This window comes from Calothrix sp. PCC 7507 (assembly GCF_000316575.1).
GTDB lineage: Bacteria > Cyanobacteriota > Cyanobacteriia > Cyanobacteriales > Nostocaceae > Fortiea.
In genome coordinates this window covers 3,422,193-3,448,132 of the sequence record NC_019682.1, presented here as the reverse complement: position 1 = coordinate 3,448,132, position 25,940 = coordinate 3,422,193, and the positions used below count along the sequence as shown (strand labels likewise).

At 44.1% G+C, this 25,940-nt stretch carries 22 protein-coding genes and 1 tRNA gene; 9 read left to right on the top strand and 14 right to left on the bottom strand.

Annotated features, from left to right (window positions below; translation table 11 throughout):
* The first annotated feature begins 160 nt into the window (after positions 1 to 160).
* A complete protein-coding gene (locus tag CAL7507_RS14615; protein WP_042341344.1) occupies positions 161 to 1,804 on the top strand; it encodes a fibronectin type III domain-containing protein in 1,644 nt (547 codons plus the stop codon).
* Between the two features lie 751 nt (positions 1,805 to 2,555).
* Here the strand turns inward: CAL7507_RS14615 and ndk are convergent.
* Positions 2,556 to 3,005 carry a nucleoside-diphosphate kinase gene (ndk, locus tag CAL7507_RS14610; RefSeq protein WP_042342174.1) on the bottom strand — a complete coding sequence of 150 codons (450 nt, stop codon included), beginning with the start codon at positions 3,003 to 3,005 and terminating at the stop codon, positions 2,556 to 2,558.
* Positions 3,006 to 3,204: 199 nt separating this feature from the next.
* Here ndk and speA point away from each other — a divergent pair, with 199 nt between their 5' ends.
* On the top strand, positions 3,205 to 5,223 hold the full coding sequence (gene speA / locus CAL7507_RS14605) for a biosynthetic arginine decarboxylase (RefSeq protein WP_015129243.1): 2,019 nt from the start codon (positions 3,205 to 3,207) through the stop codon (positions 5,221 to 5,223).
* Between the two features lie 95 nt (positions 5,224 to 5,318).
* Here the strand turns inward: speA and CAL7507_RS14600 are convergent, their stop codons facing one another.
* The 4 genes from CAL7507_RS14600 to CAL7507_RS14585 all read right to left on the bottom strand — a co-directional run bounded on the left by CAL7507_RS14600 (position 5,319) and on the right by CAL7507_RS14585 (position 9,381).
* Complete coding sequence (locus CAL7507_RS14600) at positions 5,319 to 6,488, bottom strand: sugar phosphate nucleotidyltransferase (protein ID WP_015129242.1); 1,170 nt, start codon at positions 6,486 to 6,488, stop codon at positions 5,319 to 5,321.
* Positions 6,489 to 6,778: 290 nt separating this feature from the next.
* Positions 6,779 to 7,585 carry a segregation/condensation protein A gene (locus CAL7507_RS14595; RefSeq protein ID WP_015129241.1) on the bottom strand — a complete coding sequence of 269 codons (807 nt, stop codon included), beginning with the start codon at positions 7,583 to 7,585 and terminating at the stop codon, positions 6,779 to 6,781.
* Between the two features lie 93 nt (positions 7,586 to 7,678).
* Positions 7,679 to 8,008, bottom strand: a complete 330-nt coding sequence (locus CAL7507_RS14590; RefSeq protein ID WP_015129240.1) for a lipopolysaccharide assembly protein LapA domain-containing protein — start codon at positions 8,006 to 8,008, stop codon at positions 7,679 to 7,681.
* Positions 8,009 to 8,286: 278 nt separating this feature from the next.
* The gene (locus CAL7507_RS14585) at positions 8,287 to 9,381 is read right to left on the bottom strand and encodes an AI-2E family transporter (protein WP_015129239.1); all 1,095 of its coding nucleotides are present in this window, start codon (positions 9,379 to 9,381) and stop codon (positions 8,287 to 8,289) included.
* Positions 9,382 to 9,715: 334 nt separating this feature from the next.
* Between CAL7507_RS14585 and pdxH the strand changes: the two genes are divergently transcribed.
* Complete coding sequence (pdxH, locus tag CAL7507_RS14580; RefSeq protein ID WP_015129238.1) at positions 9,716 to 10,360, top strand: pyridoxamine 5'-phosphate oxidase; 645 nt, start codon at positions 9,716 to 9,718, stop codon at positions 10,358 to 10,360.
* Between the two features lie 52 nt (positions 10,361 to 10,412).
* Here pdxH and CAL7507_RS14575 read toward each other — a convergent pair whose 3' ends face one another.
* Both CAL7507_RS14575 and CAL7507_RS14570 read right to left on the bottom strand, forming a co-directional pair.
* The gene (locus CAL7507_RS14575) at positions 10,413 to 11,336 is read right to left on the bottom strand and encodes a DUF3153 domain-containing protein (RefSeq protein WP_015129237.1); all 924 of its coding nucleotides are present in this window, start codon (positions 11,334 to 11,336) and stop codon (positions 10,413 to 10,415) included.
* A gap of 62 nt (positions 11,337 to 11,398) precedes the next feature.
* A complete protein-coding gene (locus CAL7507_RS14570) occupies positions 11,399 to 11,935 on the bottom strand; it encodes a tetratricopeptide repeat protein (protein ID WP_042341343.1) in 537 nt (178 codons plus the stop codon).
* Positions 11,936 to 12,110: 175 nt separating this feature from the next.
* Between CAL7507_RS14570 and CAL7507_RS14565 the strand changes: the two genes are divergently transcribed.
* Positions 12,111 to 12,641, top strand: coding sequence for a hypothetical protein (locus CAL7507_RS14565; protein ID WP_015129235.1), 531 nt, complete (start codon positions 12,111 to 12,113; stop codon positions 12,639 to 12,641).
* A gap of 137 nt (positions 12,642 to 12,778) precedes the next feature.
* Here the strand turns inward: CAL7507_RS14565 and argB are convergent, their stop codons facing one another.
* Positions 12,779 to 13,675: an acetylglutamate kinase gene (gene argB / locus CAL7507_RS14560; RefSeq protein ID WP_201447902.1), complete on the bottom strand. Its 897-nt coding sequence runs from the start codon at positions 13,673 to 13,675 to the stop codon at positions 12,779 to 12,781.
* 342 nt (positions 13,676 to 14,017) lie between these two features.
* Here argB and CAL7507_RS14555 point away from each other — a divergent pair, with 342 nt between their 5' ends.
* Entirely contained in the window at positions 14,018 to 15,415 is a 1,398-nt protein-coding gene (locus tag CAL7507_RS14555) for an ABC transporter substrate-binding protein (protein WP_015129233.1), read from the top strand.
* Positions 15,416 to 15,493: 78 nt separating this feature from the next.
* Here CAL7507_RS14555 and CAL7507_RS14550 read toward each other — a convergent pair.
* From CAL7507_RS14550 to CAL7507_RS14540, 3 genes are all read right to left on the bottom strand, one after another.
* Positions 15,494 to 15,567: transfer RNA gene (locus CAL7507_RS14550), tRNA-Pro, on the bottom strand.
* Between the two features lie 118 nt (positions 15,568 to 15,685).
* Positions 15,686 to 16,171 carry a hypothetical protein gene (locus tag CAL7507_RS14545; protein ID WP_369750939.1) on the bottom strand — a complete coding sequence of 162 codons (486 nt, stop codon included), beginning with the start codon at positions 16,169 to 16,171 and terminating at the stop codon, positions 15,686 to 15,688.
* A 201-nt stretch (positions 16,172 to 16,372) separates the two neighbouring features.
* Positions 16,373 to 16,609 (bottom strand): DNA-directed RNA polymerase subunit omega, encoded by a 237-nt coding sequence (locus CAL7507_RS14540; protein WP_042341339.1) that lies wholly within the window; start codon positions 16,607 to 16,609, stop codon positions 16,373 to 16,375.
* Between the two features lie 159 nt (positions 16,610 to 16,768).
* Here CAL7507_RS14540 and CAL7507_RS14535 point away from each other — a divergent pair, with 159 nt between their 5' ends.
* Positions 16,769 to 17,197, top strand: coding sequence for a fasciclin domain-containing protein (locus CAL7507_RS14535; protein ID WP_015129230.1), 429 nt, complete (start codon positions 16,769 to 16,771; stop codon positions 17,195 to 17,197).
* 212 nt (positions 17,198 to 17,409) lie between these two features.
* Here CAL7507_RS14535 and CAL7507_RS14530 read toward each other — a convergent pair whose 3' ends face one another.
* Positions 17,410 to 18,873: a glycoside hydrolase family 13 protein gene (locus tag CAL7507_RS14530; protein WP_015129229.1), complete on the bottom strand. Its 1,464-nt coding sequence runs from the start codon at positions 18,871 to 18,873 to the stop codon at positions 17,410 to 17,412.
* Positions 18,874 to 19,288: 415 nt separating this feature from the next.
* Between CAL7507_RS14530 and CAL7507_RS14525 the strand changes: the two genes are divergently transcribed.
* Positions 19,289 to 21,016, top strand: coding sequence for a S8 family peptidase (locus CAL7507_RS14525; protein WP_015129228.1), 1,728 nt, complete (start codon positions 19,289 to 19,291; stop codon positions 21,014 to 21,016).
* A gap of 366 nt (positions 21,017 to 21,382) precedes the next feature.
* Entirely contained in the window at positions 21,383 to 22,552 is a 1,170-nt protein-coding gene (locus tag CAL7507_RS14520) for a homocysteine biosynthesis protein (protein WP_015129227.1), read from the top strand.
* A gap of 325 nt (positions 22,553 to 22,877) precedes the next feature.
* Here CAL7507_RS14520 and CAL7507_RS14515 read toward each other — a convergent pair whose 3' ends face one another.
* Entirely contained in the window at positions 22,878 to 23,903 is a 1,026-nt protein-coding gene (locus tag CAL7507_RS14515) for a hypothetical protein (protein ID WP_015129226.1), read from the bottom strand.
* Between the two features lie 379 nt (positions 23,904 to 24,282).
* Between CAL7507_RS14515 and CAL7507_RS14510 the strand changes: the two genes are divergently transcribed.
* Entirely contained in the window at positions 24,283 to 25,161 is an 879-nt protein-coding gene (locus CAL7507_RS14510; protein ID WP_015129225.1) for a tetratricopeptide repeat protein, read from the top strand.
* Positions 25,162 to 25,233: 72 nt separating this feature from the next.
* Here CAL7507_RS14510 and CAL7507_RS14505 read toward each other — a convergent pair whose 3' ends face one another.
* Positions 25,234 to 25,854, bottom strand: a complete 621-nt coding sequence (locus CAL7507_RS14505; protein ID WP_015129224.1) for a TMEM165/GDT1 family protein — start codon at positions 25,852 to 25,854, stop codon at positions 25,234 to 25,236.
* Positions 25,855 to 25,940: the final 86 nt, after the last annotated feature.

The window sequence follows — 25,940 nt, the reverse complement described above, 5'->3', positions numbered from 1 at the left end:
GCTCACCTCGTCATCATCCTGCCTTAAATTTATCGCTGTAAAGTAATAGATGTGTAAAATGCTGAAGGCGATCGTGGCAAAAATTAAACTGCTAACGCCTATACTTCTGTTATTTCTATGCTTTACGCTGGTAAGCGTGCGTTCATTAGGGCAAACAATTATGACATCAGCACCTCAGCTGCTGACCGACCCATTTTTGCAACTGCCAACTGATACCTCAGTACGAGTCGTATGGTTTACCGAGTTTCAGGGTGCTAAACACATAGTCAATTATGGTGAAAGTCTTGCTAATGTAGTCTGGGCAAGCACTACAAAACTCAGTCGCACAAGAGAAGACCAGCGATCGCGTGTAGGAAATCAAACTCTCGATGGGCAATCATATCAACAACCCATTCAGCGTGATATTTGGCGACACGAAGCTGAAGTGACTGGGTTGACTCCCAATGTGCGGGTGGAATATCGCATTACGAGTGTGCGAGAAGATGGTGAGAGTATCAACAGCAGCGTTTTTACCCTCGCACCCAAACCAAAATCAGGTTCACCACTAAAAATTTTACTGACCTCAGACCATCAAATCAAACCAATGGTCGCAGCAAATCTGCAAAAGGTAGTAGAAACAATTGGCAAAGTAGATGCAGTTTGGTTTGCTGGTGATTTGGTCAATATTCCAGACCGCGCCTCGGAATGGTTTGATGATAGACAAGGGGGTGCATTTTTTCCGGCTTTGCAAGGTCGCGCCAAATATATCATAGATCAAAATAGTGTAAAGATACCCTACACTGGTGGTCAAATCATTCAACATGCACCAATGTTTACATGTATTGGTAATCATGAAGTGATGGGGCGATTTGGTGGTAATAAAAGTTTAGATGATGAATTTAATGATACTATTCCTCGTGCAGTTGCTCAAAAATTATTCAGCGGTAAATCTCTAAAAGATAATTCTTTTAATACCGATACCTATGAAGAAATTTTCACCTTACCCGAAAGTAAAGCAGGTGGGAAAAAGTATTACGCAACGACCTTTGGTGATGTGCGTTTGGTGGTACTTTATGCCACTAATATGTGGCGGAATCCCCGCTTAGATGCACAGATGAAGGGTAGATATCGAGAAGCAGAAAAAGATTTAAATAATCCTGAAAATTGGGGTTATGGACAACATATTTATGAACCAATTACTCAAGGTAGTCAACAGTATAATTGGCTAGAACAAGAACTCAACAGCCCTGAATTTAAACAAGCAAAATATAAAGTAGTGATGTTCCATCATCCAGCACATACCCTTGGTGATAATATCGTCCCTGCTTATACAAATCCCATACAAATAATTGAACGGGATGATGTTGGTAAGATTAAAGCCGTGCGTTATGAGTATCCCAAAGACGCAGATTATCTTATTCGTGATGTTATGCCTTTACTAGAGGCGGCTGATGTGCAATTCGTTTTTTATGGACATTCTCATTTATGGAATCGTTTTGTTAGTCCTAGTGGAATGCACTTTTTAGAAACATCTAATGTAGGTAATTCTTATGGTGCTGCTTGGGGTGATAAAAAGCGAGAAGTGCCAATTGGATATGCAGAAGATTATGTTGTCCTGGGCGATCCTAATGGGTTAGAACCAGTAGTACCAACAATTGCCCCTTTATTAGGTGAAGATAATCAACCTTTGCCTTACATTGCCAGTAACGATATTACAGTTTTTAGCATTTTCGACACTGGCACAGGGATAATTAGCAGCTATCGTTTTGATACCCGCAAGCCAGAGTCTGAGGTTGTTAAGTTTGATGAATTTAAGTTGAAATAATCTATTGCTTAAGCTCGACTTTATCCATTTTTGCGAAACTGATATCTTGCACCATTCTCAATAACTCTAGGGTGGGCATTGCCCACCGACACAAAGATAGGGGTTTTAGGCAATGGTGGGCAGTGCCTAGGGTGTTGACTCTGAGGGTTTTCAGCCCAAAATGCATCAGACAAAATAATAGTCGTAGTTAACGTTCTCACCAGGGCACGGCAGTGCCGATGCCCCTACGGTAAACACAAAAATTGCATGATAATTTTTAGCTAATTTCGTACAAAGTCAACAGCCCAGGCAGTGCCCACCCTACAAAAAATGGATTATTGCAACTGGTGCAAGATGTAAGGAAACCTAAAACCTGACGCTGAAACCCTTGTAGGATAATAGGTTTAGTTTTTGTAATTTATCGATAATCAGTGACGTGGAAAAAGTATTTGCCAAAAGCCAGGGTTTTTGCCGGATAAAGAAGACGAAGCTATTAATTTTACGTGAGTTCGACAGATTCCAAATAACCCCTCTCCAAACCTCTCCCCGAAGCGGGGAGAGGCTTAAAAACCCTAATTTTTTGTGCCCAACTCAGGATATTGAAGCCCCTCTCCGTCTCGGAGAGGGGTTGGGGAAAGGTTCATCGAACTCGCGTTAATTTTGGATAAAGTCGAGCTTAAAAGTCAAGCGATCGCCTTTTTGTTGAAGGTGAGGAGGATCAGGGGGATAGAGAAGATGAGAGAGCAAAATCTCCCTCATCTTTCCCATCCACCTACTCGTGCAACCAGGGTGTCAATTCAGGCTGCCAAGTCACCAATTCTTCATCCTTAAACCACAAGGAAATTTCACTTTTTGCCGTTTCTGGCGCATCGGAACCGTGGATGATATTACGTCCAATGTTAATGCCGAAATCGCCCCGAATTGTTCCTGGTTCTGCGGTTAAAGGGTTAGTAGCACCAATGATTTTTCTAGCCGATGCAATGACACCTTCACCTTCCCACACTGTCGCTACGACAGGGCCAGAAGTGATAAATTCCACTAAACCTGCAAAAAAGGGTCGTTGTCGGTGAACAGCATAGTGTGCTTCTGCTAATTCCTTACTGGGCGTGAGGAATTTCAATCCCACAAGAGTAAAACCTTTTTTTTCAAAGCGCCCGATAATTTCACTTACCAGTCCGCGCTGTACGCCGTCGGGTTTAATTGCTAAGAATGTGCGTTCCAAAGCCATCTGGGAAAACCTTAATAAAGTTTTTATAGTCAATTGTCAGTGGTGAGTAGTCATTCGTATTTCTACTGACTACTAAATCTTGACACTTGACCAATCAGAGTTTATCTCAGAAATTATCTTTGGGCGCATATCCGTTCCTAAACGAATGCGTTAAATTAGTTACTCGTGCGTGAAACACAGAGGTCAGGAAGAAATGGGTGTTGAGTCAACTGCTACATCTGATGAGGTAGTTAAGCTGTCGTCTAGCGGACACAAAGCAGAAGTGAAAAGTCATAAGCAAAAAAAACTGCTACCACCTAGCACTACCACAGAAGATTTGTCTCGCGCTTGGAAGATTGAGGATAGCGAAGCCCTCTATCGTATTGAAGGTTGGGGACAACCTTATTTTTCAATTAGTGCTGCCGGTCATGTCACTGTTTCTCCCAAGGGCGAACGAGGCGGTTCTCTTGACTTGTTTGAATTAGTCAACTCCTTGAAGCAGCGTAATTTGGGACTGCCCATGCTCATCCGTTTCTCTGATATTTTGGAGGATCGGATTGAGCGATTGAATGCTTGTTTTGCGAAAGCGATCGCCCGCTACAGTTATCCTGGTGTCTATCGTGGTGTATTTCCCGTCAAGTGCAATCAGCAAAGGCATTTGATTGAGGATTTGGTGAAATTTGGCAAACCCCATCAATTTGGTTTAGAAGCCGGTTCCAAACCAGAATTAATGATTGCTTTAGCGGTGTTGGATACCCCAGGAGCATTGTTAATCTGCAACGGCTACAAAGACCAAGAATACATCGAAACGGCGATGTTAGCCCAAAGACTAGGGCAAACCCCAATTATCGTCCTAGAACAGATTGAGGAGGTCGATCTAGTAATTGCGGCTCACCGCCAGTTGGGTATTAAGCCCATCTTGGGAGTTCGTGCTAAACTCAGTACCCAAGGTATGGGACGCTGGGGAACCTCCAGTGGCGATCGCGCTAAATTTGGTCTGACAATGCCGGAAGTAATCGAGGCCATTGATAAGTTACGTGATGCCGACTTACTCGATGCTTTGCAGTTGTTGCATTTTCATATTGGCTCACAAATCTCAGCCATTAATGTCATTAAAGATGCCATCCAAGAAGCCAGCAGAATCTATGTAGAGTTGGCCATGCTGGGGGCAGACATGAAATATCTCGATGTTGGCGGTGGCTTGGGTGTAGATTACGATGGTTCCCAAACAAATTTCTACGCCTCGAAAAACTACAACATGCAAAACTATGCTAACGATATCGTGGCAGAGTTAAAAGATACCTGTGCAGAGCGGCAAATACCCGTACCTACACTGATTAGCGAAAGTGGACGGGCGATCGCCTCCCATCAATCAGTACTGATTTTTGATATCCTCAGTACCAGCGATGTCCCCCTAAATCCCCCAGAACCCCCACAGGAAGGAGAATCTCCAATTATTAATTACCTGTGGGAATCTTACCAATCGATTAACCAAGAGAACTATCAAGAGCTTTATCACGACGCAGCCCAATTTAAAGAAGAGGCAATCAGCCGCTTCAACTTGGGAATTTTGCGCCTCAGAGAACGCGCCAAAGCTGAACGCCTCTACTGGGCTTGTTGTCAAAAAATTCTGGAAATTACTAGACAGCAAGAATATGTACCTGATGAACTGGAAGACCTAGAGAAAATCATGGCTTCCATCTACTACATCAATCTTTCCGTGTTTCAATCAGCACCAGATTGCTGGGCGATCGACCAGCTATTTCCCATCATGCCCATTCACCGCCTAGGTGAAGAACCAACACGACGGGGAATTTTAGCAGACTTAACCTGCGATAGTGATGGCAAAATTGACCGTTTTATTGACCTGCGAGATGTCAAATCTGTTTTAGAACTGCACACCTTCCAGCCAGGAGAACCCTACTATCTAGGAATGTTCCTTAGTGGAGCCTACCAGGAAATCATGGGCAACTTGCACAACCTGTTTGGCGACACCAACGCTGTTCACATCCAATTGACGCCCAAGGGCTACCAGATTGAACATGTGGTCAAAGGTGATACCATGAGTGAAGTAGTGAGCTACGTACAGTATGACTCTGAGGACATGGTGGAAAGGATTCGCCAACGCTGTGAACACGCTTTGGAAGAAAAGCGTATCACCCTGGCAGAATCTCAGCGACTGCTGCAAACTTATGAGCAGAGTCTCAGAAGATATACGTATTTGAATAGTTAGAGTCAAGAGTCAAGAGTCAAGAGTCAAGAAGTGAAGATATTGACTTTTGACCTTTGACCTCTTGCCCTGAGCGTAGCCGAAGGGTTGACCTTTGACTAACTTCCGTTAGTGCCCAACAATTCTGCGATCGCTTGTCGCTCTAATGGGGTATGGTCTGGTGGTGCTTGCCGAGCATCAGTAATCAACCAGTCTAAAGCTGCTGCTTGGACATCGATGGTGGCCCCAGTTTTATCTACGCAATAACGCCCAAACACCAGTTTATCAACTAGGCGTACTCCTGGCCCCAGGCGTGACCATTCAAAAATGACGCTATTATCTACTGTTGCACCACTACAAATCCAACAATTGGGGCCAATCATCGCTGGACCGACAATTTTAGCTCCGTCTTCAATTCTGGTCATACCACCGATGTAAACTGGCCCTGTGATATCCACTTTGTCCCAATTCACGGCTACATTTAAGCCAGTAAAAATACCTGGGGCAACTTCATGGCCAGGAATTTGCACATTTTTGATTTCACCTAGTAGCACACCACGAATTGCCCGCCAGTAATCTGGTACTTTACCAATATCTACCCATTCAAAGTCCATAGGGATGGCGTAGAAAGGGGCACCGATTTCTACCAATTTGGGGAACAACTGTCCACCGATGTCATACTCTATACCGGAAGGAATGTAGTTAAATACCTCCGGCTCAAAGATGTAAATACCCGTATTGATGTTAGTACTCAGGGCTTCATTGGTTGAGGGTTTTTCTTGGAAAGCCTTGATGCGCCCATCATCATCGGTGACTACAACACCATAGCTAGAAACTTCGTCCCGAGGAACAGATTTCGTAATAATAGTAGCAATTGACCCTTTTGATCTATGCCACTTGACCGCTGCTGACAAATCCAGGTCAATCAAAGCATCACCGCACAACACCACGAATGTATCGTCAAAAAACGGTGAGAAGTCCTGGATACGGCGCATCCCGCCAGCAGAACCGATGGCTTCACCCACCAGTTTGCCGTCGTCATCAATTTTCCCTTCAAAAGAATAAGCAATCTGGACGCCAAACCTTTGACCATCACGGAAATAGTTTTCAATTTCCTCCGCCAAATGGCTAACGTTGACCATAATCTGGTCAAAGCCGTGTTGACGTAACAGTTCTAGTAAAAATTCCATCACTGGCTTTTGCAGGATAGGAATCATGGGTTTGGGAATTGTATAAGTAATCGGACGCACGCGAGTACCTTTGCCCGCCGCGAGAATCATCGCCTTCATAAAAGTTTATTCCTCAACCACAAGCCAGTTTACTTTCATCAAGTTATATTTAATCATCGGTTGGTTTTTATTCTCAGTCATCCCCAATAGCACGGATCACGAGAATTTACTGATTGTTGTAAATACTCTATTGGTTATCTTTACAATTTACTCAGATTTTGGGGTTTGCTGAAGTAAAAGTCTGTAAATTATTAATTTGTCATTGGTCATTGGTCATTGGTCATTTGTTAAGGGTCAAGGGTCAAGGTTATTGTCTTCCTCATCCTCCCCAGTCCCCAGTCCCCAGTCCCTTAGTTCATGGGCTGTTCCCATGTAAGTAGCCGAACCTTGATCTCTTGGTAAAATTCCTCTTGAAATAGCTCTACTTTGGATTGAGCCGAAAGTAGTAGTAGTGCCCAGAAGACACTTACTATGTGGCTATGTTCTGACTCATGGGCAGATAAATCTTGGTATGGATGTTTGCTTTGAGTCCACAATTCCACAAGTTGTTCCAAATTTAACCAATTTTGATCCAAATGTAGCTTTGTTGCCGAAAGCTGCAACACCTGCTCTAGTTCCCCAGCTACTTCCGTGAGATTTTCTTGATGAGCCAATTCTAGCGCTGCCCGCATAGTTTGGACGCTAGGCTGACGTCGAGGACGGGTAGGTTTACTTTCTTTTTGTACTAGTTTTAGCTGGTTTGCCATGATCTGCAATTGGTCAATTAACTCTTGCAGAGTCACACGGCGTTTAGGTGGTGGCATTGCTGCTGGGCGGCGACGCAGGTGTTTTTCTAGTTGCAAGCGATGACCCTGATGTAATACCCCGTTTTCGTTTTCTAGTAGTGCATCATCTAGTATGGATTCTGGCTCATCGATCGCTGATTGTAATTGCATCAATGTGTTGGCCTTGAATAACACTAGCATCGATGCTGATAAAAAAGCCTGTCCAGATTGAGACAAATCAGCTTCATAGCCTCTGGCTGTTGCCTCTGGTGCCATTAGTTCCAAGTAATGGTCAATCACCTCAATTACCTGGACGTCCCAAGGATCAATTTCTCCTCTTTCAGCCTGGTGAATGAGGTGTGTAATTGTTTCTAATAGCTCGGAAGCATCCATGTAATTTAGTCAAAAGGCGTGGATTGAACAGCAGACTTATTTAGTGTAGATGCAGAGTGACTTGTTGTGAGATATCGCTCGTGCTGTGTTTGTTTAGGCATCAGCTGCTGGTGGCAATATAGGTTGTAATGATTGAATGTCCGCTTGATACTGTTTTACCTTACTCTCTAGTTCTTGAATTTGGACGTTTTTTTGGCGCAGTTGTTGGCTAGATACTAGCTGTCGCTGTAAGTGTGTCCAGATGCTAAATAGCCACGCGAAAACTGCACCTAACCCGATTGCCAAAAGTAACTCAACTGCTATGGGTGCTTGCACTTGTACACCAGGCACAATATGAATTGTACTTAGTTCAGTGTTTTCTATCGAAAATAGAGCCAAGGCTAAACAAATAATAAAAACTAAGACAAAGTTTACTTGTTTCATTGGAACTCAAAAGATACGTAATAAATTTTACTGAATGACTCATGGAGATTTGTATTCAATCTCATTGTGAATTGTGATTTCTGATTGTGCAAGTTTGGATTTTAGACATTTTGACAAAAAAAAGTCTTGCAACTCTTAGCGTCAATTGTATAATTACCAGATGTAACTATAAATTAATATACTATTTTATACAAAAAATCTAAGCATATACTAGTAGTTCAATATTGTCTTAATTTTGGGATGGGGAAAATTATTTCTAGTTCCCAGATCCGATTGCCCTATCTATCGTCATCGACAGACAAATCATTAGTAATAGTAAAGGGTGATACAAAATCACCTGGATTACGGCTCCTGATTGCATCAAAAGTGCCTTTAATAGTACCAGCGATCGGCACAGCAACCATTGTCCCCAATAACCCGGCGATCTCGAATCCCATTAAAATAGCAACAAAAATCCAGATGGGATTAAGTCCGATCGCATCACTAAGTAACTTAGGACCTAAAAGGTTATCTTTGATCTGCTGTAAAAGTATTGCTACCAGGGCTACTTGAACTGCTAACCACCAATTTTGTAGCAATACCAACATTGTTACTAGTCCAATGCCGAGGGTTGAGCCAATAAAGGGAATAAGTTCAGAGATGCCGATTAAGATGGCAAACAAGAGGGCAAAGGGCACTCTCATCACTAAGAAAATTGGCGTTAGGCTAACCACCATAAATAATCCTAGCAACAACTGGCTGAGGAAAAAGTTCTGGAAATTGAGCCTTAAGGATCTGGTTAAAGGAGCTCTCAGTTTCTCTGGCAAGAGATTGACTAAGCCATACCAGACGCGATCGCCATATAAAAGCATATAAAATGCCAGCACGAACACTAACACAAAGTTGATTAATCCTGTTAACAGCGTTCCGGCAAATCCCACCGCACCAGAGGCGAACTGCTGTACCACATTCTGAATGTTGGCATTGATTTGATTGCTAACTACGCTCAAATCAAGGGGCAAACGCCGCTGTTTGGCCAAATTCTCAAACTGCTCTAGGTTGCTGCGACTGGCGGCTAACCAATTAGGAATCTTCTCTAACAGTTGGATGCTTTGGTCAATTAACATCGGCACTAACGTAACGCCCAACACAACAAACAGCGTTAAAGTTATGAACAAAACGGTGATCACTGCCTGAGTATGGCTGATCCGCGCCCGTTTAAAGAATTTAACGGGGTAATTTAGTAAAAAAGCTAGAATTGCCGCAATGCTGAGGATTGTAATAGGATGCTTGAAATAGTTGAAAAATACGGATAGCAGCCAGACATTGAGAGCGATCATTGGACCGCTCAGACCATATATTAACAAACGTTGAAGGGAGGCTGAACGGCGCATCTGATGCAATCTGTTTTCGAGACATCATTGAACTGGGGACTGGGTGCAGCCCTTCTCTGCGAGACGCTACGCGAACGACTTCGCTCAGGGCAAGGGGGCAGGAGGATGAGGAAGACAATAACCTTGACTCTTAACTCTTGACCCTTGACTCTTCACAAATGACAAATAACAAATGACAAATTACCTTGTAGAATCTTGCTACGGTATGGTGGGGGACGCATCGCCGCAACTTGTTGAAAGAATTTGCTCAACTGGTGTTGGCACTGATCATCATCATAAATATTTTTGACAAAGACGTGTATAAGCGTATCTGATTATAAGGGAGCAAACTACGGTGGATAAAAATATAGCCGACCTTCGCAAAGACTACACTTTACAAGATTTGAGCGAAATTGAGGCTGATCCCAACCCATTTATACAATTTAAAAGGTGGTTTGCTCAGGCACTAGCAGCCCAACTTCCTGAACCCAACGCCATGACTATCGCCACTGCCACACCAGACGGTAAACCTTCGGCGAGAATGGTGTTGCTAAAAGATTTTGATGAACGAGGATTTGTCTTTTTCACCAACTACAACAGTCGCAAAGGACAAGAATTGGCAGAAAATCCCCAAGCAGCGCTGGTTTTTTGGTGGGCTGAATTGGAACGCCAAGTGCGGATTGCAGGGCGTGTGGAGAAAGCTTCTGAAAACGAGTCGGATCAGTATTTTTCCAGTCGTCCTCAGAATAGTCGGCTGGGCGCGTGGGCATCTAATCAAAGTGAGGTAATTGGCAGCCGGGAATTTTTAGAGCAACGGTTGCAAGAATTCCAAAGCCAGTATGCAAATCAGGAGATTCCCCGCCCGACGCATTGGGGAGGCTTGCGAATTATCCCTACAGAGATTGAGTTTTGGCAAGGACGCTCCAGTCGTCTGCACGATCGCTTACTTTATAGTCACTTGGATGATGGTAGTTGGAAAATTGAGCGGTTGTCTCCTTAATGAGTGGTGAGTTATGAGTGCTGAGTATGTTCTTTTTACTCAGCACTCAGCACTACTCTGTGACTGCTACTTTATGCCCAAATTGAATTCTGGGATCTGGCATGAAAGTATATCTGAGATACAGTCCTCCCCAGACAAACAAGACAATTAACAAAGCACCAATACCTAGGGGACTGGGAAGCCAGAAGGTAGCTTCTATGTGGTTAAGTTCACCAGGTCTTAACTGCCATACTAGCTGATTGTTGCTCTTTTCTGGCTCAATTGCATCTTCAGCGATCGCAATATTACTGACACCCCAAGGGGCTTGTAAGCTAAATTCTAAATCGAGAATCGAGCCGGGATTTGCTAGGACGTTACCTTTGCTAGCAATCACAGAGAGCGATCGCAAATCTAAATCATAAATCAACCGATTCTTGACTAAAAGTAAAAAATTGTTCTGCTCTAAGTGTAAATTTGATTCAATTTTCGGTAGTTCGGAATCAGATCCACTTTCTACTGACTCAGCTTTTTGATTGACACGAGAGTTAAAAAACTCGTTGAATTTTGTTTGTAATTCCTCACCATTAGTAAAAGGAATGGTTACAATAATTTCTTCTGGAGAAACCCGCTGCGCTTTACCTTCTAGTTTGCGGGCGCGACGCTCGATGCTATTTAACCATTCATACACATAGTCACCACTAAAACTGGTGAGCCGTTCTCCCAACTTAATATGCTGTACTATTTCGCCACGATTTGAGTTGCTAAAATTCACTCCCACGTCATATTTAACGCAACCAGATAGCAACAGGGATGCTAATACTATCAGCCAGACTGTGGGTTTAGGGATTTTTGCTGCACCTGTGTTCGTTGGGAGAGATAAGCACCGATTAATCAGGTTTTGAGGATTCAAGATGCTGAGAAATTGTAATTTTGCCAGCACAAAGCCCCATGTTTTGAGGGATGACACTAAAATCTTTCCTAAATGCGACGAATTCATTACTCTAAATCTCCAAAACAGTTAACAGTTAACAGTTAACAGTTATCAATTTATTAACTGATTTAACTTGTGACACTGTTGTTACTTAACCAAGCTAAGTACAAAAGCGTCAAACTAATGACAATTAGCGCCAGCCAGATAAAGCGATTATCGCTGGTATTGACCTGACTGAGGTCAAGAAATTCTGGTTCAGTAGGCTTTTTTATCCCAGAAGAGTTACGAGGTTTAGCAGCTATGCGAATTTTGGATTCGTTATCAGACAATGCACCTAAATCGGGGATTTCCGTCATCCACTCGCTAGGTCTTTGCAGTTTAGGCGCTTGTAAGATGTAGACTAACCGCCGCGCTTGTTTGCTGGTTTCGGAATAGGGATGGCGTTTGAGTTGTTGGCAAAGGGCGATCGCATCTTCTGTTCTCCCAGCAGCTTCATAAGCTGTCACCAGCCAAAGTTGCACTTCACCCCCAAGGCGAGAATTACGTGCCACAAGGGTGCTGGCCTTTTCTAGATTTTCTACGGCTTCTCGATATTGCCCACTTTCAAAGGCAACTTTCCCAGTCTGGAAGATAGCCCTGGCAATTTCTAAACTTTCTGCACTCACGTTATACACACAATTCAGCAATACTTTAATTTTGCCAATGCCAGGAATCTTTTTGAAACTTTTTAAGAAGCTAGCAACATTTAAAGCAGATAAAATTTTAAAATTTTAAGTAATTAGCTAAGTAGCTATGGCTAATTGTTAAGTCGTTAAAGTTAATGATTCTAGGTTGTCAAATATGACTGCACAAAATATGCCTAAAATCAAGCATTTGCCGCTAAATTGCCTATACGTAGGTATAACCCTGGCAGTGATGAACGCGGCAATTGCTCCAGTTTCTGCCCAATCGGTGATTATTATTAATGGCGCTCGTGTTAACCAACTACCTGCACCTAATTACTCTGTTTATGGCAGTCCGATTAACAATCTTAGGGTTGTTCATCCGGCTAGAAGACAAATTATACATCGCAGTTATTACCATGATGGTGATATCAGGCAGAATGTCGTCTATCCCAGGCAGATTTATCCCAATGTGAATTATCCTACTAGCAATTTTCGGGTTGTTCATCCGGCTAGAAGACAAATTATACATCGCAGTTATTACCGTGATGGCGGTGTGAGGCAGAATGTCGTCTATCCCAGACAGATTTATCCCAATGTGAATTATCCGAGAATTCGTTACTCAACACCAAATCCGGTGAATGTGAATAATTCATGGCATGACACACCATTCAGGGGGCGATCGCGAGTGATTTTGTCTCCGCGCTAGTTCTTTAGGCAAGTAAAAGCCCACCCTCAAAGGTTTCATGAAACCCCACATATTTTGGATGGACTGCTTTGCCTATTGCCTATACTTCGGCTCCGCTACCTCGACTACGCTCGGCACAAGTCAGTACCAGTTGCCTATCATTTAGTAAACTGGGAACCGAGAATCATTGTCCCGATACCAACGTCTGTAAAAATTTCTAGTAGTAGGGCGTGGGGAATGCGCCCGTCAATGATGTGTGCAGCTTTGACACCTTGAGCAAGCGATCGCACACAACAAGTTACTTTGGGAATCATGCCACCACTAACTATACCATTGGCAATCAGCTCGCGGGCTTCGGGAATATCTACTTTGGGAATCAAGGTTGACGGGTCTTTATAATCTTTTAAAATACCCCTAGTGTCGGTCAGTAAAATCAACTTTTCTGCCCCTAATGCTGCCGCTATTTCTCCAGCTACAGTATCCGCATTGATATTGTAGGCTTGTCCTGTCTCGTCAGCAGCGACACTCGAAACTACTGGAATATAGCCATTACTCGCCAATGTATTTAAAATTTCCACGTTGACATTACTGACTTCTCCCACAAAGCCAATGCCTTCTTCACCTTGGGGACGAGCTGTAACTAAGTTACCATCTTTACCACAAAGTCCCACCGCCAAGCCACCAGCTTGGTTAATCAGTTCGACAATTTCTTTATTAACTCGGCCGACTAAAACCATTTCCACCACATCCATTGTGGCAGCGTCAGTCACTCGTAAACCATTCTTAAATTGTGGTTCAATTCCCAGTTTATCTAACCAGCTGTTAATTTCTGGCCCGCCACCGTGGACAAGAATTGGGCGCAAGCCGACGCAAGATAAAAATACAACATCACGGATGACTTTATCTTTAAGGGTGCTATCTTTCATCGCCGCACCACCGTATTTAACAACCACAGTGCGTCCAGCGAATTGTTGAATATAAGGTAGCGCTTCGCTTAATACTTCCACACGAGTGGCTTCAGTTTGTCTGATGTATTCAGTATCGTTGACCATTATGAGGAGCTGTTGAGACTTAAAAACCTATGCAGTAAGTGTAGAAGACTTTGTAACTGGTAACAATCACTCTTGCAAAAGTTGATTGGCAGATTTGTTTGATAGCACATTACTAGACTATAGATCCTGCAATCTACAGCCTACAACGAATTGACACCAAGACAATCATAGTTATAGGAAATCCGATATTCATTAGTAAACCATAAGTAGATATAGGATTCCTAATTGATTTTTGAACGTATTTGTGCGGAGCCTTCCCGTTCGCAATGACTGTAAATATTTTTGTCCAACTACTTATTTAATACTAATTTTTACACAGACTGACTTACAACCCAAAATTTGATAATGAATTCCCAAAAGGAAACAAAGCTGCTGATTTTATCTCTACTGGTTACGACTACTGTGCTAGGTGGTGGATTTTGGTTATGGAATCAAGTATCAAACAAAAGTTCAAATTCTGTACTACCAGGAAATAATCCTCAACCAGCTTCCGATTCTGCGTCACAACAGAGTAGCTTAGGTGAGAAAATTTTAGTAACTGCTGACACGAACCCTGATAAAGAATCAGGAGTACAAGCTTTTGCTAAGGGTGATTTTGCCAAAGCTGGCGATGGTTTTAAGTCATCTTTACTGAAAAATCGCAACGATCCAGAGGCATTAATTTATTTAAATAATTCCTTGGCAGCAAAGGGCAAATACTTAAAAATTGCAGTCAGTGTGCCTATTGGTGGCAATTTAGATGTAGCCAAAGAGATTTTGCGGGGGGTGGCTCAGGCTCAAGATGAGATAAATCGCAGTGGTGGCATTACTGGTAAGCTTTTACAGGTGGCGATCGCTAACGATGATAATGATCCTAGCAAAGCTCAACAGATTGCCACGCAGTCGATCAAAGATCCTGGTATTCTGGCTGTAGTAGGACACAATTCTAGTGATGCTTCTATAGCTGCGGCACCAGTTTATCAACAGGGCGGTTTAGTGATGATCTCTCCTACGAGTTCTGCACAAAATCTCTCTAATATCGGCAGTTATATATTTCGTACTGTTCCTAGTAATGGTTCGTTTGCCGAAAGCCTTTCTAATTACACTAAAAAATCGGGTAAAACTAATATCGGCATCTGTATTGATTCTAAATCGATTGATACTTTGTCTTTTAAAGATGAATTGGTCAAAAATATAGTGGCTAAGGGTGGCAAAGTTAATCCTACTGATTGCGATATTTCTGCCGCCAATTTCAACCCTAGTACCATTTTGTCCCAGTTTATTAGCAGTGGTGCTGATAGCTTGGTGTTAGCCCCTCATGTGGATAGACTCAACAAAGCTATAGAATTAGCAGCAGCAAATGACGGTAAATTAACATTACTCGCTAGTCCTACACTTTATAGATTTCAAACCCTACAGGCGGGGAAAGCAAATGTTAATGGCTTAGTATTACCTGTGCCTTGGCATCCTACGGCGATTCCCGGCAATCCTTTTACCCAAAATGCTGTCAAACTTTGGGGTGGAAATGTTAACTGGCGAACAGCCACAGCTTATGATGCAATTGTAGCGATCGCCAAAGGTTTACAGCAAGGTAGCAGCCGCGAAGAATTACAAAAGATACTGCATAGTTCGAGTTTCTCAGCTAATGGTGCTACAGGTAAGATAGCATTTCAGCCATCGGGCGATCGCAACGGTACAGCAATATTAGTCAAGATCCAACCGAGTAGTAAATCTCCTGCTGGATACGACTTCGTGCCATTTTAAAGAACATTTAGGTATTATCTAAACTAAAACAACCAGCTAGTTTTTTACCAAATACTAGCTGGTTGTTTTTACTATCAATCGGAGCGGCGGGATTCGAACCCACGACCTCCACTACCCCAAAGTGGCGCGCTACCAAGCTGCGCTACGCCCCGTTAATGCTAATTTAAAACTCAGGATTTAAACTTCTTTGCTTTTATCCTAGGATTTTAATTCAACTTTACAAGTATAGCATAAGATTAAGCAAACATACAAGCTTGATTTAATCAAAGATTACTTCAAAAGTTCTGCACCACCTGATGGGGGTGGTTTTGGGGTAGAAGTATTGGGGTTTGGGGCTATTGGAGTTGAGGCCCGAGGATTAAAGATGTTAGTTAGGACTTGGACTACAGCATCTCGTTGGCGACGGTTGAGACGAGTAATAGCAGTGCGATCGCCTTCCAGAGGATTTTCTCTTAATGTATCATTCCCAGGATAGGTGACATCATACATTATTTCATTTGCACCGAGATAATCAGCTAAAGTTAGTTTCCAATCTAGGCGATAATTTGGTGTCCGCTCTTTCACATATACGTGATAGCGGATTAAGCGACTCGCTAGAGTGTTGTTTTCGGCTACTTTTCCCGTCTCTTTACTAACGTATTTATTTTCCTTGGGGAAGTCGGGCAATTGTTGATACACTTGCTGCCAAACATCGCTAGGGCTGATTCTTTGAGCTAAAGCAGGTGGGATCACATGATCATCCAAGACAACTATCATGGCCGCAATCAGGGCAATTAATAATGCTAAGTACTTGGTTGTCAGAAACATGTGGGTTACCTTAGTTCGGAAAATTGTCGGAACTGGCATGACTGACCTAAAGTGGTGGGTTTCAGTGGAGTTTAAATCCCCGACTGAAACCGTGATAACTATAGCCTGTGACAAGCCACTATGCGTCTACACTGATAACTGTTCACTGATTTAAATTTCGCCAATAATTTCTGGCTGTGTTAGCTCATCGGACATCTCGATAATTGCCCTGAGAACTGGTTTCATCATGGCATCTTCTGCACTTTCAAAGTCTTCATAACGCCGACGCTTGGCACGATTTGCCACTTGAACTGTAATGCGGTAGCGATTTGAAGCTGCACTAATCAAATCTTCAGCACGGTGCATGATTTGAGACTGGGTGGTCTCGAACTTAGAACGCTTTAGCATAGTCATGTGGTTTTTGGGGTTATTCCCCAGTTTAGCAGTACTGATCAATGTACTGCTGCGTACTCAGTTGTGAGGAACCTTTCTCTTGATAGAGGTTGACAACGTTTTGACACTTTATAAGTGTGTTGTAACACCAAGTTAATAAATTAACTCAACCTCATGGCTGACCTTGTGGAAACTGCTGAAAATGCAGGAAATTTCAACACGCTGCTGAAGGCTTTTGAAGCTTTGGAACTCATAGAAATTCTCAAGAGTCCTGGGCCTTTCACACTCTTTGCACCTACTGACGAGGCTTTTACCAAGTTGCCAAAGGGAACTTTCGATTCGCTACTACAAGACATCCCCAAGCTGAAGAAAATTGTGACGTATCACGTGGCTTTTGGCGATGTCTGGGCTGAGGATTTAGAGCAGACTGATGAGGCACAAACTCTTGAGGGGTCTATTGTGGCAATTGAATCTGCTGACGGCATAATCAAGGTGAATGATGCCACAGTTCTCACAACCGATATTCTGGCAGATAATGGGGTAATTCACGTTATTGATGCGGTATTGATGCCTGCAATGCTTGCTGGGGGTAGGCGTTCTTGATATAGGGAATAGGAGGCGTTGCTGAGTGAAAGTATGAATTTGTTTCACGCAGAGGCGCAAAGGCGCAGAGAGTAAGAAAAGAGAGAGATGGAATTTTCAACTTTCATACCTCGATTCAGCAACGCCGGAATAGGAAATGGGGAATTGTTAAGGGGTCTAGCGCTATTGGGCACATCTCTCGACTTCCCCACTCTTTAGCTCTGTGTACAAACTTAGCTCACGCCCAGGATACAGCCAGTGCGGGGAGGAAGAGTTAACGAAAGTTGTTGAGTTGCTGGTTCACCATACCACTCTACTTCTGCGTTGCCATATAAAAGTTGGTTGGGTTGAGTACGCAGACTTGCTAAATCTAGATTGGCTTTAGCTGGTGCTGTACCAACGTTAACGGCAATAATCAGTTCCTCTGTTCCCAAGGTGCGTGCAAAGATGTAAAGTGCCCCTTGAGCAAAGAGAACTTGGTAATCGCCTATACGTAAGGCGGGGTGAGTTTGACGTAGGGTAATTAATTGGTGGTGAGTGGTGAAAATTTCTTTATCCCAGCTAGTCTCTAAGGGAAAACCACGACGGGAGTCGGGATCTATCCCACCGGGTAAACCTACTTCATCACCATAGTAGATACTGGGGGCACCAGGAAAGGTGAGTAACAGTAAAGTTGCTAGTTCGATGCTGGGTTTATCGCCTCCAGAGATAGTTAGTAATCTGGCTGTATCGTGACTTGCTAGTAAATTTAATTGGGTAAGTTGAATTTCCCAAGGGTACAGTTGCAATACTTCTTGAATTTTGGCAGCATATTCAGCCGCAAACAAGGGTGGATATGGTTGATAGTCGCGGCTTTGGACTTGGTCTAAGACTACGCGATCGCCTGCTGCAAAGGCAATGGTTGGCCCAGCAAAGAGATAATTCATCACCCCATCAAATTGTGTCCCATCTAGCCACTGACGGGAATCTCCCCACACTTCACCCACGATGTAGGCTTCGGGATTGATAGCTTTGACTCGTTGGCGAAATTCTTGCCAAAAACCAGGAGTTTTCACTTCAAATGGGACATCTAACCGCCAACCATCAATGCCGAATTTAATCCAATATTCGGCAATTTCCATAATGTATTCCTTAACTTCTGGGTTATCGTGGTTAAATGCTGGCAAGGCGCGATTGTTAGCCCAACCCTCATAGTTGGCAGGTAATTCACCAGTGTAGGGCGCTAGGGGCCAGCCTTGAATTTTGAACCAATTTACCCAAGGAGAATAGGGGCCATTTTCTAATACGTCGTGGAAGAAGAAAAAGCCCCGACTAGAGTGATTGAATACGCCATCGAGAACAACTTTGATATTGCGTTGATGGGCTGCGTCTAGCAATTCCTTAAAAGCTTCATTGCCACCCAATAACGGGTCAACCTGATAATAATCGTGGGTATGATAGCGGTGATTGCTGGCTGATTGAAAGATGGGTGTGAAGTAAATAGCGTTAATTCCCAGAGCTTGTATGTAGTCTAATCCTTCGAGGATGCCCCACAAATCGCCGCCTTTGTAACCTTGGAGTGTGGGCATGGCTTCCCAATCTTCCCAACGCGCTTCATGCAACAGCCGTTTGCGCGGTTGTTTGCTTCTAGCAAATCGGTCTGGAAAAATCTGGTAGAAAACAGCGTGTTTAACCCAGTCTGGTGTTTGAATCTGCATGAATTACTTTTTATGTCTTCAGGAGCGATCGTTGCAAATATTAGCTTGTTTGTGGCTCCTACTGACGATAGAAACTTAGACATCCCCAGACATTAATTATGCGTTGCCAGGAAGGAGCGAACAACCGTACTCCTGACGGAGAAGCAAACTACGCCCCTACTGTTTTATACAAATATTTGTTAATAATTCTTTATTTATTTCTACTTGATTTTATTTCGTAATAATTCAGTTTGGGACTGGATAACTAGAGAGTATTTCTTGAGTTGAATGAGGAATGAGGGAGTGGAACTCTTGACAATTGACAAGTGACCAATACCTCGGCTCCGCTCGGTACAAGTGACAAATAACAAATGACAAATAATACTGTTAAAATCAATACTTTAGTTTTTGTAAGTGCTGAGAATTTGAGGTAAAAATGAGACACGAAAAACTTTCTCCCGGTCTACTGCTGGCATTTCAGGATTATCAAAATGAAGGAGAGCAAGCTTTAACTACACATAGGCGATCGCTCGGTCTAATTGCCCCGAAAAGTTCTGTCAAGCCCAGTAAGAGCGTTGTTTTTCTCTACTGTGACGCTGATGCAGACTTGAGTTATCTAGAACAATATGGAATTCGCGTCAATCAAAACTCAGGTAGTGTCAGAACGGCTTTCTTACCCATAGAAGGTTTAGATGCCTTATCCGAAGACGAAGTCATCCAACGAATCAAACCGTCGCGGAAAATGCAGTTGCGGATGGATGTTGCACCGGGAAGCGTGCAATTGCCAGATTTTAAAAACAAAACCGGATTGACTGGTAAAGGCGTAGTTATCGGCGTTGTAGATAGTGGTATTGACCCAAAACACCCTGCTTTCGCTGGTCGGATTTTACGCATTTGGGATCAAACACTGCCAGGGCCTGGAGTCAAAGAGGGTGACTATGGGGCTGAATTCACGGATGCACAGCTGACAATTTCCCAAGATACTGAAGGTCATGGTACTCACGTTGCTGGCATTGCTGCTGGTGCTGATGCAACCTATGCTGGTGTTGCACCAGAAGCGGAATTAGTTGTTGTCAAATCTGACTTACAAGATGCCCACATTGCTGATGGTGTCCGCTATATTTTCCGTGTAGCTAGAGAGTTAGGACGGCCAGCAGTGGTGAATCTGAGTTTGGGTGGACACGCCGACGCCCACGACGGTAGCGATTCCCTTTCCAAAATCATTGATGCGGAAACTGGGCCGGGACGGATTGTTTGCTGTGCGGCGGGTAATGAAGGCAATGATAACATTCACGCTCAAACAACCGTAGCTGCCAACCGCACCCGTGGTGTACGCTTTAATGTGCCTTTGAATCAAGTAGGCATCGTCTGGTTAAATGGTTGGTATGACAGTGATAGTCAATTGGAAGTGTCCTTGCGGAGTCCCAACGGTTTTGTGACACCCTTCCAAAAAATTATTCCTGATGGCAATCCCTCCCAAAATTATCAGTTACCAGATGCAAAGGTGGAAATAGTCACACCAGCACCTGATAAAAGTAACGGTGATCATAATTTCTTTGTCCAAATCCGTGGTAACGGCCCCTCGCTAGTTATGGGTGGTATTTGGCAGTTGCGGGTACGCAATACTGCCGACAACGACACACGTCTGGATGTGTGGACTCTTGATGATAGATCGGCGGTGTTTTTTACAGGTAATAGTGTTAAAGATTGCGTGAAAATTGGATCACCGGGAGCCGCTAGCAGTGCGGTGACAGTAGCTGCTTATACTACAAAGGCGAAGTATACAGATATTGATGGTCAAGTCCGAGAAATGGGTATGGATTTACATGCCATTTCTGAGTTCAGCAGTGAAGGACCATTGCGTAATAATGCCCAGAAGCCAGATGTCGCTGCACCGGGCGCGATGATTGTCTCGACTCTTTCTGCTGACGCTGGTTGCGATCGCTCAATGATGATCAATTCTAAGTTCGTAGCGATGGCTGGTACAAGTATGGCGGCGCCATTCGTGACTGGTTTAGTGGCACTGTTATTGCAGCGCGATCCTAAACTTGACCCCGCTACGGTGAAAGAATTGCTACGCAAGAATAGTTCTATCCCCGGAAAACCCGCAGGAACTTTTGACACTAAATGGGGTTTTGGCGTGATTAATGCCGCAAATCTCTAAGGCGATAGCGAAGCAGTAGCGAATCATCTGTAGGGCTGCGAGATCCCCGACTTCTTGGAAAAGTCGGGTATCTGAACACCACTAATGCCATTTCACTTTAATAAATGATACAGATGCGTTGGTAAGGGCACGGAGACCGTGCCCCTACGAGAAATCTTTCTGTATCAGTGTTTTCGTGAATTGGTATAACCTCTCAAAACTTTTGGGACAGACTATTAGTACAGCACGGCGGAAATAAAGCTACCATTTTAAACAGGCACAAGCCTTGATATATGAGCCTTTTGACTTTTGGCTTCACGGCGGTACTAAGCTGTTGACTCTATGCCTTTTAATCCATAATTAATGTGTTAATTCGCTACATTTAAAATGCGAACAATTGCAGAAATTAATGAGAAAATTAGCCGCCAGCGCGCGGTAGTGTTAACAGTTGAAGAATTAAAAGCACGAGTTGCAGAGGTTGGTGTTACCAAAACGGCTAAAGAAGTTGATGTGATTACCACGGGGACTTTTGAGCCGATGGAATCCAGCGGGGCAATTATTAATCTTGGACACACCGACCCCCCAATTAAAATTCGCCGCTGTTGGTTAGATGGCGTACCAGCATATTCTGGTTTTGGTGCTGTAGATTTATACCTTGGTGCTAGTTGTGCCGTGGAAGTAATGGATGGGGAAGAAGTCCGGGAACGGGGTGGTGGTCATGTAATAGAAGATTTGATAGCTGGTAAAGCTGTACACGTCCGAGCGCAAGGACAAGTAACAGATTGTTATCCACGGGCTGTGTTTGAAACTACAGTTACCCGTGAAACAATAAATCAGTTTTATTTATTCAATCCGCGTAATCTTTATCAAAATTTTATCGTGGGGGTGAATGGAGGCGATCGCCCACTTTTTACTTATCTTGGCCCTTTGCAACCCCGTTTGGGGAATGCAGTTTACTCTAACCCCGGTGCATTATCTCCCCTACTCAATGACCCTGATTTACAACTTATTGGTATTGGTACAAAGATTTTCTTAGGCGGTGGTATTGGCTATGTCGCTTGGGAAGGTACTCAACACTTCCCCTTACAAAAGCGTTTAGCCAACCATACACCCATTGGGCCGGCGGCAACTTTAGCCTTAATCGGTGATGCCAAGCAAATGGATGCTCGCTGGGTACGGGGTTGTTACTTCAAAAGTTATGGCCCTTCATTGATGTTGGGCGTTGGTGTACCACTCCCAGTGCTAAACGAAGAAGTAGTTGAACGAGCTGCGGTGCAAGATAAAGACTTAGTAGCACCAATAGTGGACTTTTCTATTCCTCGCCGGGTTCGTCCCACTTTTGGTTTAGTGAGTTACGCCCAACTCAAATCTGGACGGATCACGATTGAAGGCAAACCAGTACGCGCCGCTCCCCTTGCGAGTTTGTTTCTCTCTAAACAAGTCGCCCTAGAGTTGAAAAAGTGGATAGAAGCAGGTGAATTTACTCTCACCGAACCAGTTTCTCCAATTCCAATGGAGCGTTCTTTTTTGCCCCAAGACCGCTGGACAAATCTTTGATCTTGGGGACTGCACTTCGACTGCGCTCAGTGACCAGGGATTGGGGACTGCACTTCGACTGCGCTCAGTGACCAGGGATTGGGGATTGCACTTCGACTGCGCTCAGTGACCAGGGATTGGGGATTGCACTTCGACTGCGCTCAGTGACCAGGGATTGGGGACTGCACTTCGACTGCGCTCAGTGACCAGGGATTGGGGATTGGGGAACTCGGTGCCCCCTCTGGGGATAAGGGGTAATGGGGATTGGGGATTTTACTTCCTCATCTCCCTCATCTCCCTCATCTCCCTGCCCCCTGCTCTCTGCTCCCTGCTCCCTGCCCCCTCCCTACTCTTGAGTTGGTTTCGGTCGCTTGATGGGCTTAGGAGCAGGCGTTTTCGGTATTGGTTTTGACACCACAGACGATTCGCCGCTTGTTCTCTTGATGGGAAGCGGGGTTTCCCCACTCCGTCTGGGTGGGAATGGTTTTCTACCAGCACCACCACCACCAGCACCACGGGGACCACCTTTGAAGGGTGGTCTGCGTTTTTTGGGTAAGTCAGCGATCGCCTCAGCATTTTCTACTACTAATACGTCGGCTTCTCGCTTAACTTTAAAGTCCCAGAACTTCCCTACTGCTTTGGTGGTCAGCACACCCCTCAGCTTCAATTTAAAATATTTAGGTTTATCAATTGGTTTGCGTGGAGCCTGCTTGATTTTTACTACCAAGCTTTTAGCATCAAAAGATTGATACACGACTTCGCCACGAACAGAAAAACCACCATCGGGAATTTCTGATGAGGGTTTGGGGGCGCTGGCGGTTCCGTCAGCACTCTCGGATACACTCTCATCGAGTAACTCCAATTCTGAGTCATCAGAATCTTGGTCTTCCTCGTCTGGGAGATGTTTAGCCAGATTTTCCGGCTCCCAAACTCCGACAATTTGGATGTGCAAGGTGTCATTTTCTTGCCTTGTCCGTGGATAAACTACCCACAGATGTTCTTGTTCTAAATCCAAGTGATTTTTGACTAAACTCATAATCCGCCCTAGGAGGACGGCATTGAGTTCTACACCATCGGTGGTGAGTAGAATACCTTGAGTAAACTGTTCATCGCTGGCATGGTAGCGACCCCGAACTAACCCGATTGCTCGGTACTGCATCGGCTCACTGGGAGGCGGAATCGGTTGTTGCCGATTAGCGAAGTTCCCATTTGATGCAGTGTCGCTAGGGTCAACGACAGGCGAATTATCAAGTTTTGAGGTTTGGGCTGCTACTGTATTAACATTAGCGGCTACCTCTCTGTTTTCAGTTGGGCCCTGGTTAGAGGTAGAAGAATTGGAAGATTCAGGTGACGGCATCAGGTCGGAATTCATAAAAACTCCTTGCGGCGGAGACACATCCCATTGTGGGATTTTACGAAGGCAGATGGAAAGAGCGTTTTTGCGGCTGATGAAAGTATATTTGCTTTCAACAAAGCAACTCTAGAGCGATCGGTAAGATCCTCAAGAGGCAAAAATTTGCATTTGGACACTAAATATGTAATCTAGCGTTTTGACACTAGTTTTCGGAAGCATATCATAGCTACAATTCTGACGGCTCCTCCTAAAGTCATCACTTACTTTAGCAGCGTGGATAGTTATTTGTTATAAAATTCACAGGCAATTGACGGTATTCCGCAAAGTTTTGGAAATTTTTAACTTTCCAATTTGTGTAAATGATAATCTCATTAGAGTTCAGGACAAGGAAGGTTTTGTGTCTCAACCACGCAATCGCTGGATAGTTCAGGTCGTGTTGGTACTGGCAGTTCTCGCTTTTGTGGGAGTTTCGGTGGTTCCCATAATTGCAGCATTTAATAATACGGAACCCCAAACCCAGAATACCAGCAGCAACCCAGGTAATTCGCCTTCTTCTGACCAAAAATCAAAGTTGCAAGACGAAGTTCGGGGTTATGAACTGGTTTTGCAAAGGGAACCAGAAAATCAAACTGCTCTCAAGGGACTGCTACAAGCGCGGCTACAATTGCTGAGTCAAAAACAAGGTGACATTCAAGGCGTAATTGCGCCTCTAGAAAAGTTAGCCAAGCTGAATCCAGAACAGACAGAATATGCGGTACTGTTGGCACAAGCGAAGCAGCAAATTGGTGATAAGGAAGGCGCTGCTCAAGCTTATCGCACTGTTTTGGCAACGAAGCCAGGGGATCTCAAGGCTTTGCAAGGGATGGTGGCGCTTCTCTTAGATCAGCAACGTCCCGAAGCAGCTATTGGTTTATTGCAAGATACGCTGTCTGCTTCCAACCAGACAAATACAATTCAACCCGGAAGTGTAGATACGATCGCTGTACAAGTTTTGTTGGGGAGTGTTCATGCTTCTCAAAAACGCTATCCTCAAGCCATCGCTGCTTACGATCAGGCCATCAAGAAAGATGCCAAGGATTTTCGCCCCGTTTTAGCTAAGGCCATGCTCCTCAAGCGACAGGGTAAAGCTGCAGAAGCCAAGCCTTTGTTTGATAGCGCCTCAGCTTTAGCACCTGCTCAATACAAAGACGAAATTAACAAGGCGGCTACTGCTGTTCCTACTGCTGCACCTGCTCCTGCTGCGCCTACACCCGCACCGGAGAAACCCAAACCATGAGGGAGTAGGGGCAGGGAGCAGGGGGCAGGGAGCAGGGGAGGTAAAATTACTATTACCCAGTCCCCAGTCCTCTCATGCTCCTTCAACGGCGGCGAAAATACCAAAGATCAGAAATAAGCAGCCACCAATTAAGGTGAGTTGACGCTCAGAGATACGACCTGCAATCATTTTTCCGCCAATAACTGCGATCGCTGCACAAATGGCATGTCCTAAAATCGCACCCACTGTCACCCCAATGGGGTTGTTTCCGGCTGCTAGGGCAATGGTGGCAATTTGTGTGCGATCGCCCCACTCTGCCATAAATGTCAAGACAAAGGCTTCTAATAAAATCGCCCAGGAGCCTTTTTTCTTTGGTAGCTGCAATTCTGCCTGTTCCACCGCTGCTTTTGCCTCTTCTACAACCTCTGTATCACAAGCAGCAGAGGACATTTTACTCGCGTCGTACAACAGCTTAATCCCGAAGGCAATAAATAAAACTATTTCAGCGTAATGAATATAGACTTTTGGCAACAAAGAAACCAATTGTCCAAATATCACTGAAAGAATTGTCATTGCAGCTAAAGCGGCCGTCACACCGACGAATACCAACCGCCGCGAATGACGCATCGCTAAAATCACGGCAATAAAGAAGGTTTTATCCCCTAACTCTGAAAATGTTATGAATAATAAACCTGCGGTAAAAGCTGTTAGCACTCTCTCAAGCTCCTGAAGGATTTTTTACCTGTATGGAGCTTGAATGAGAGTCATGAGACTTCACCAAGCTCCACACTTTTTTTGTG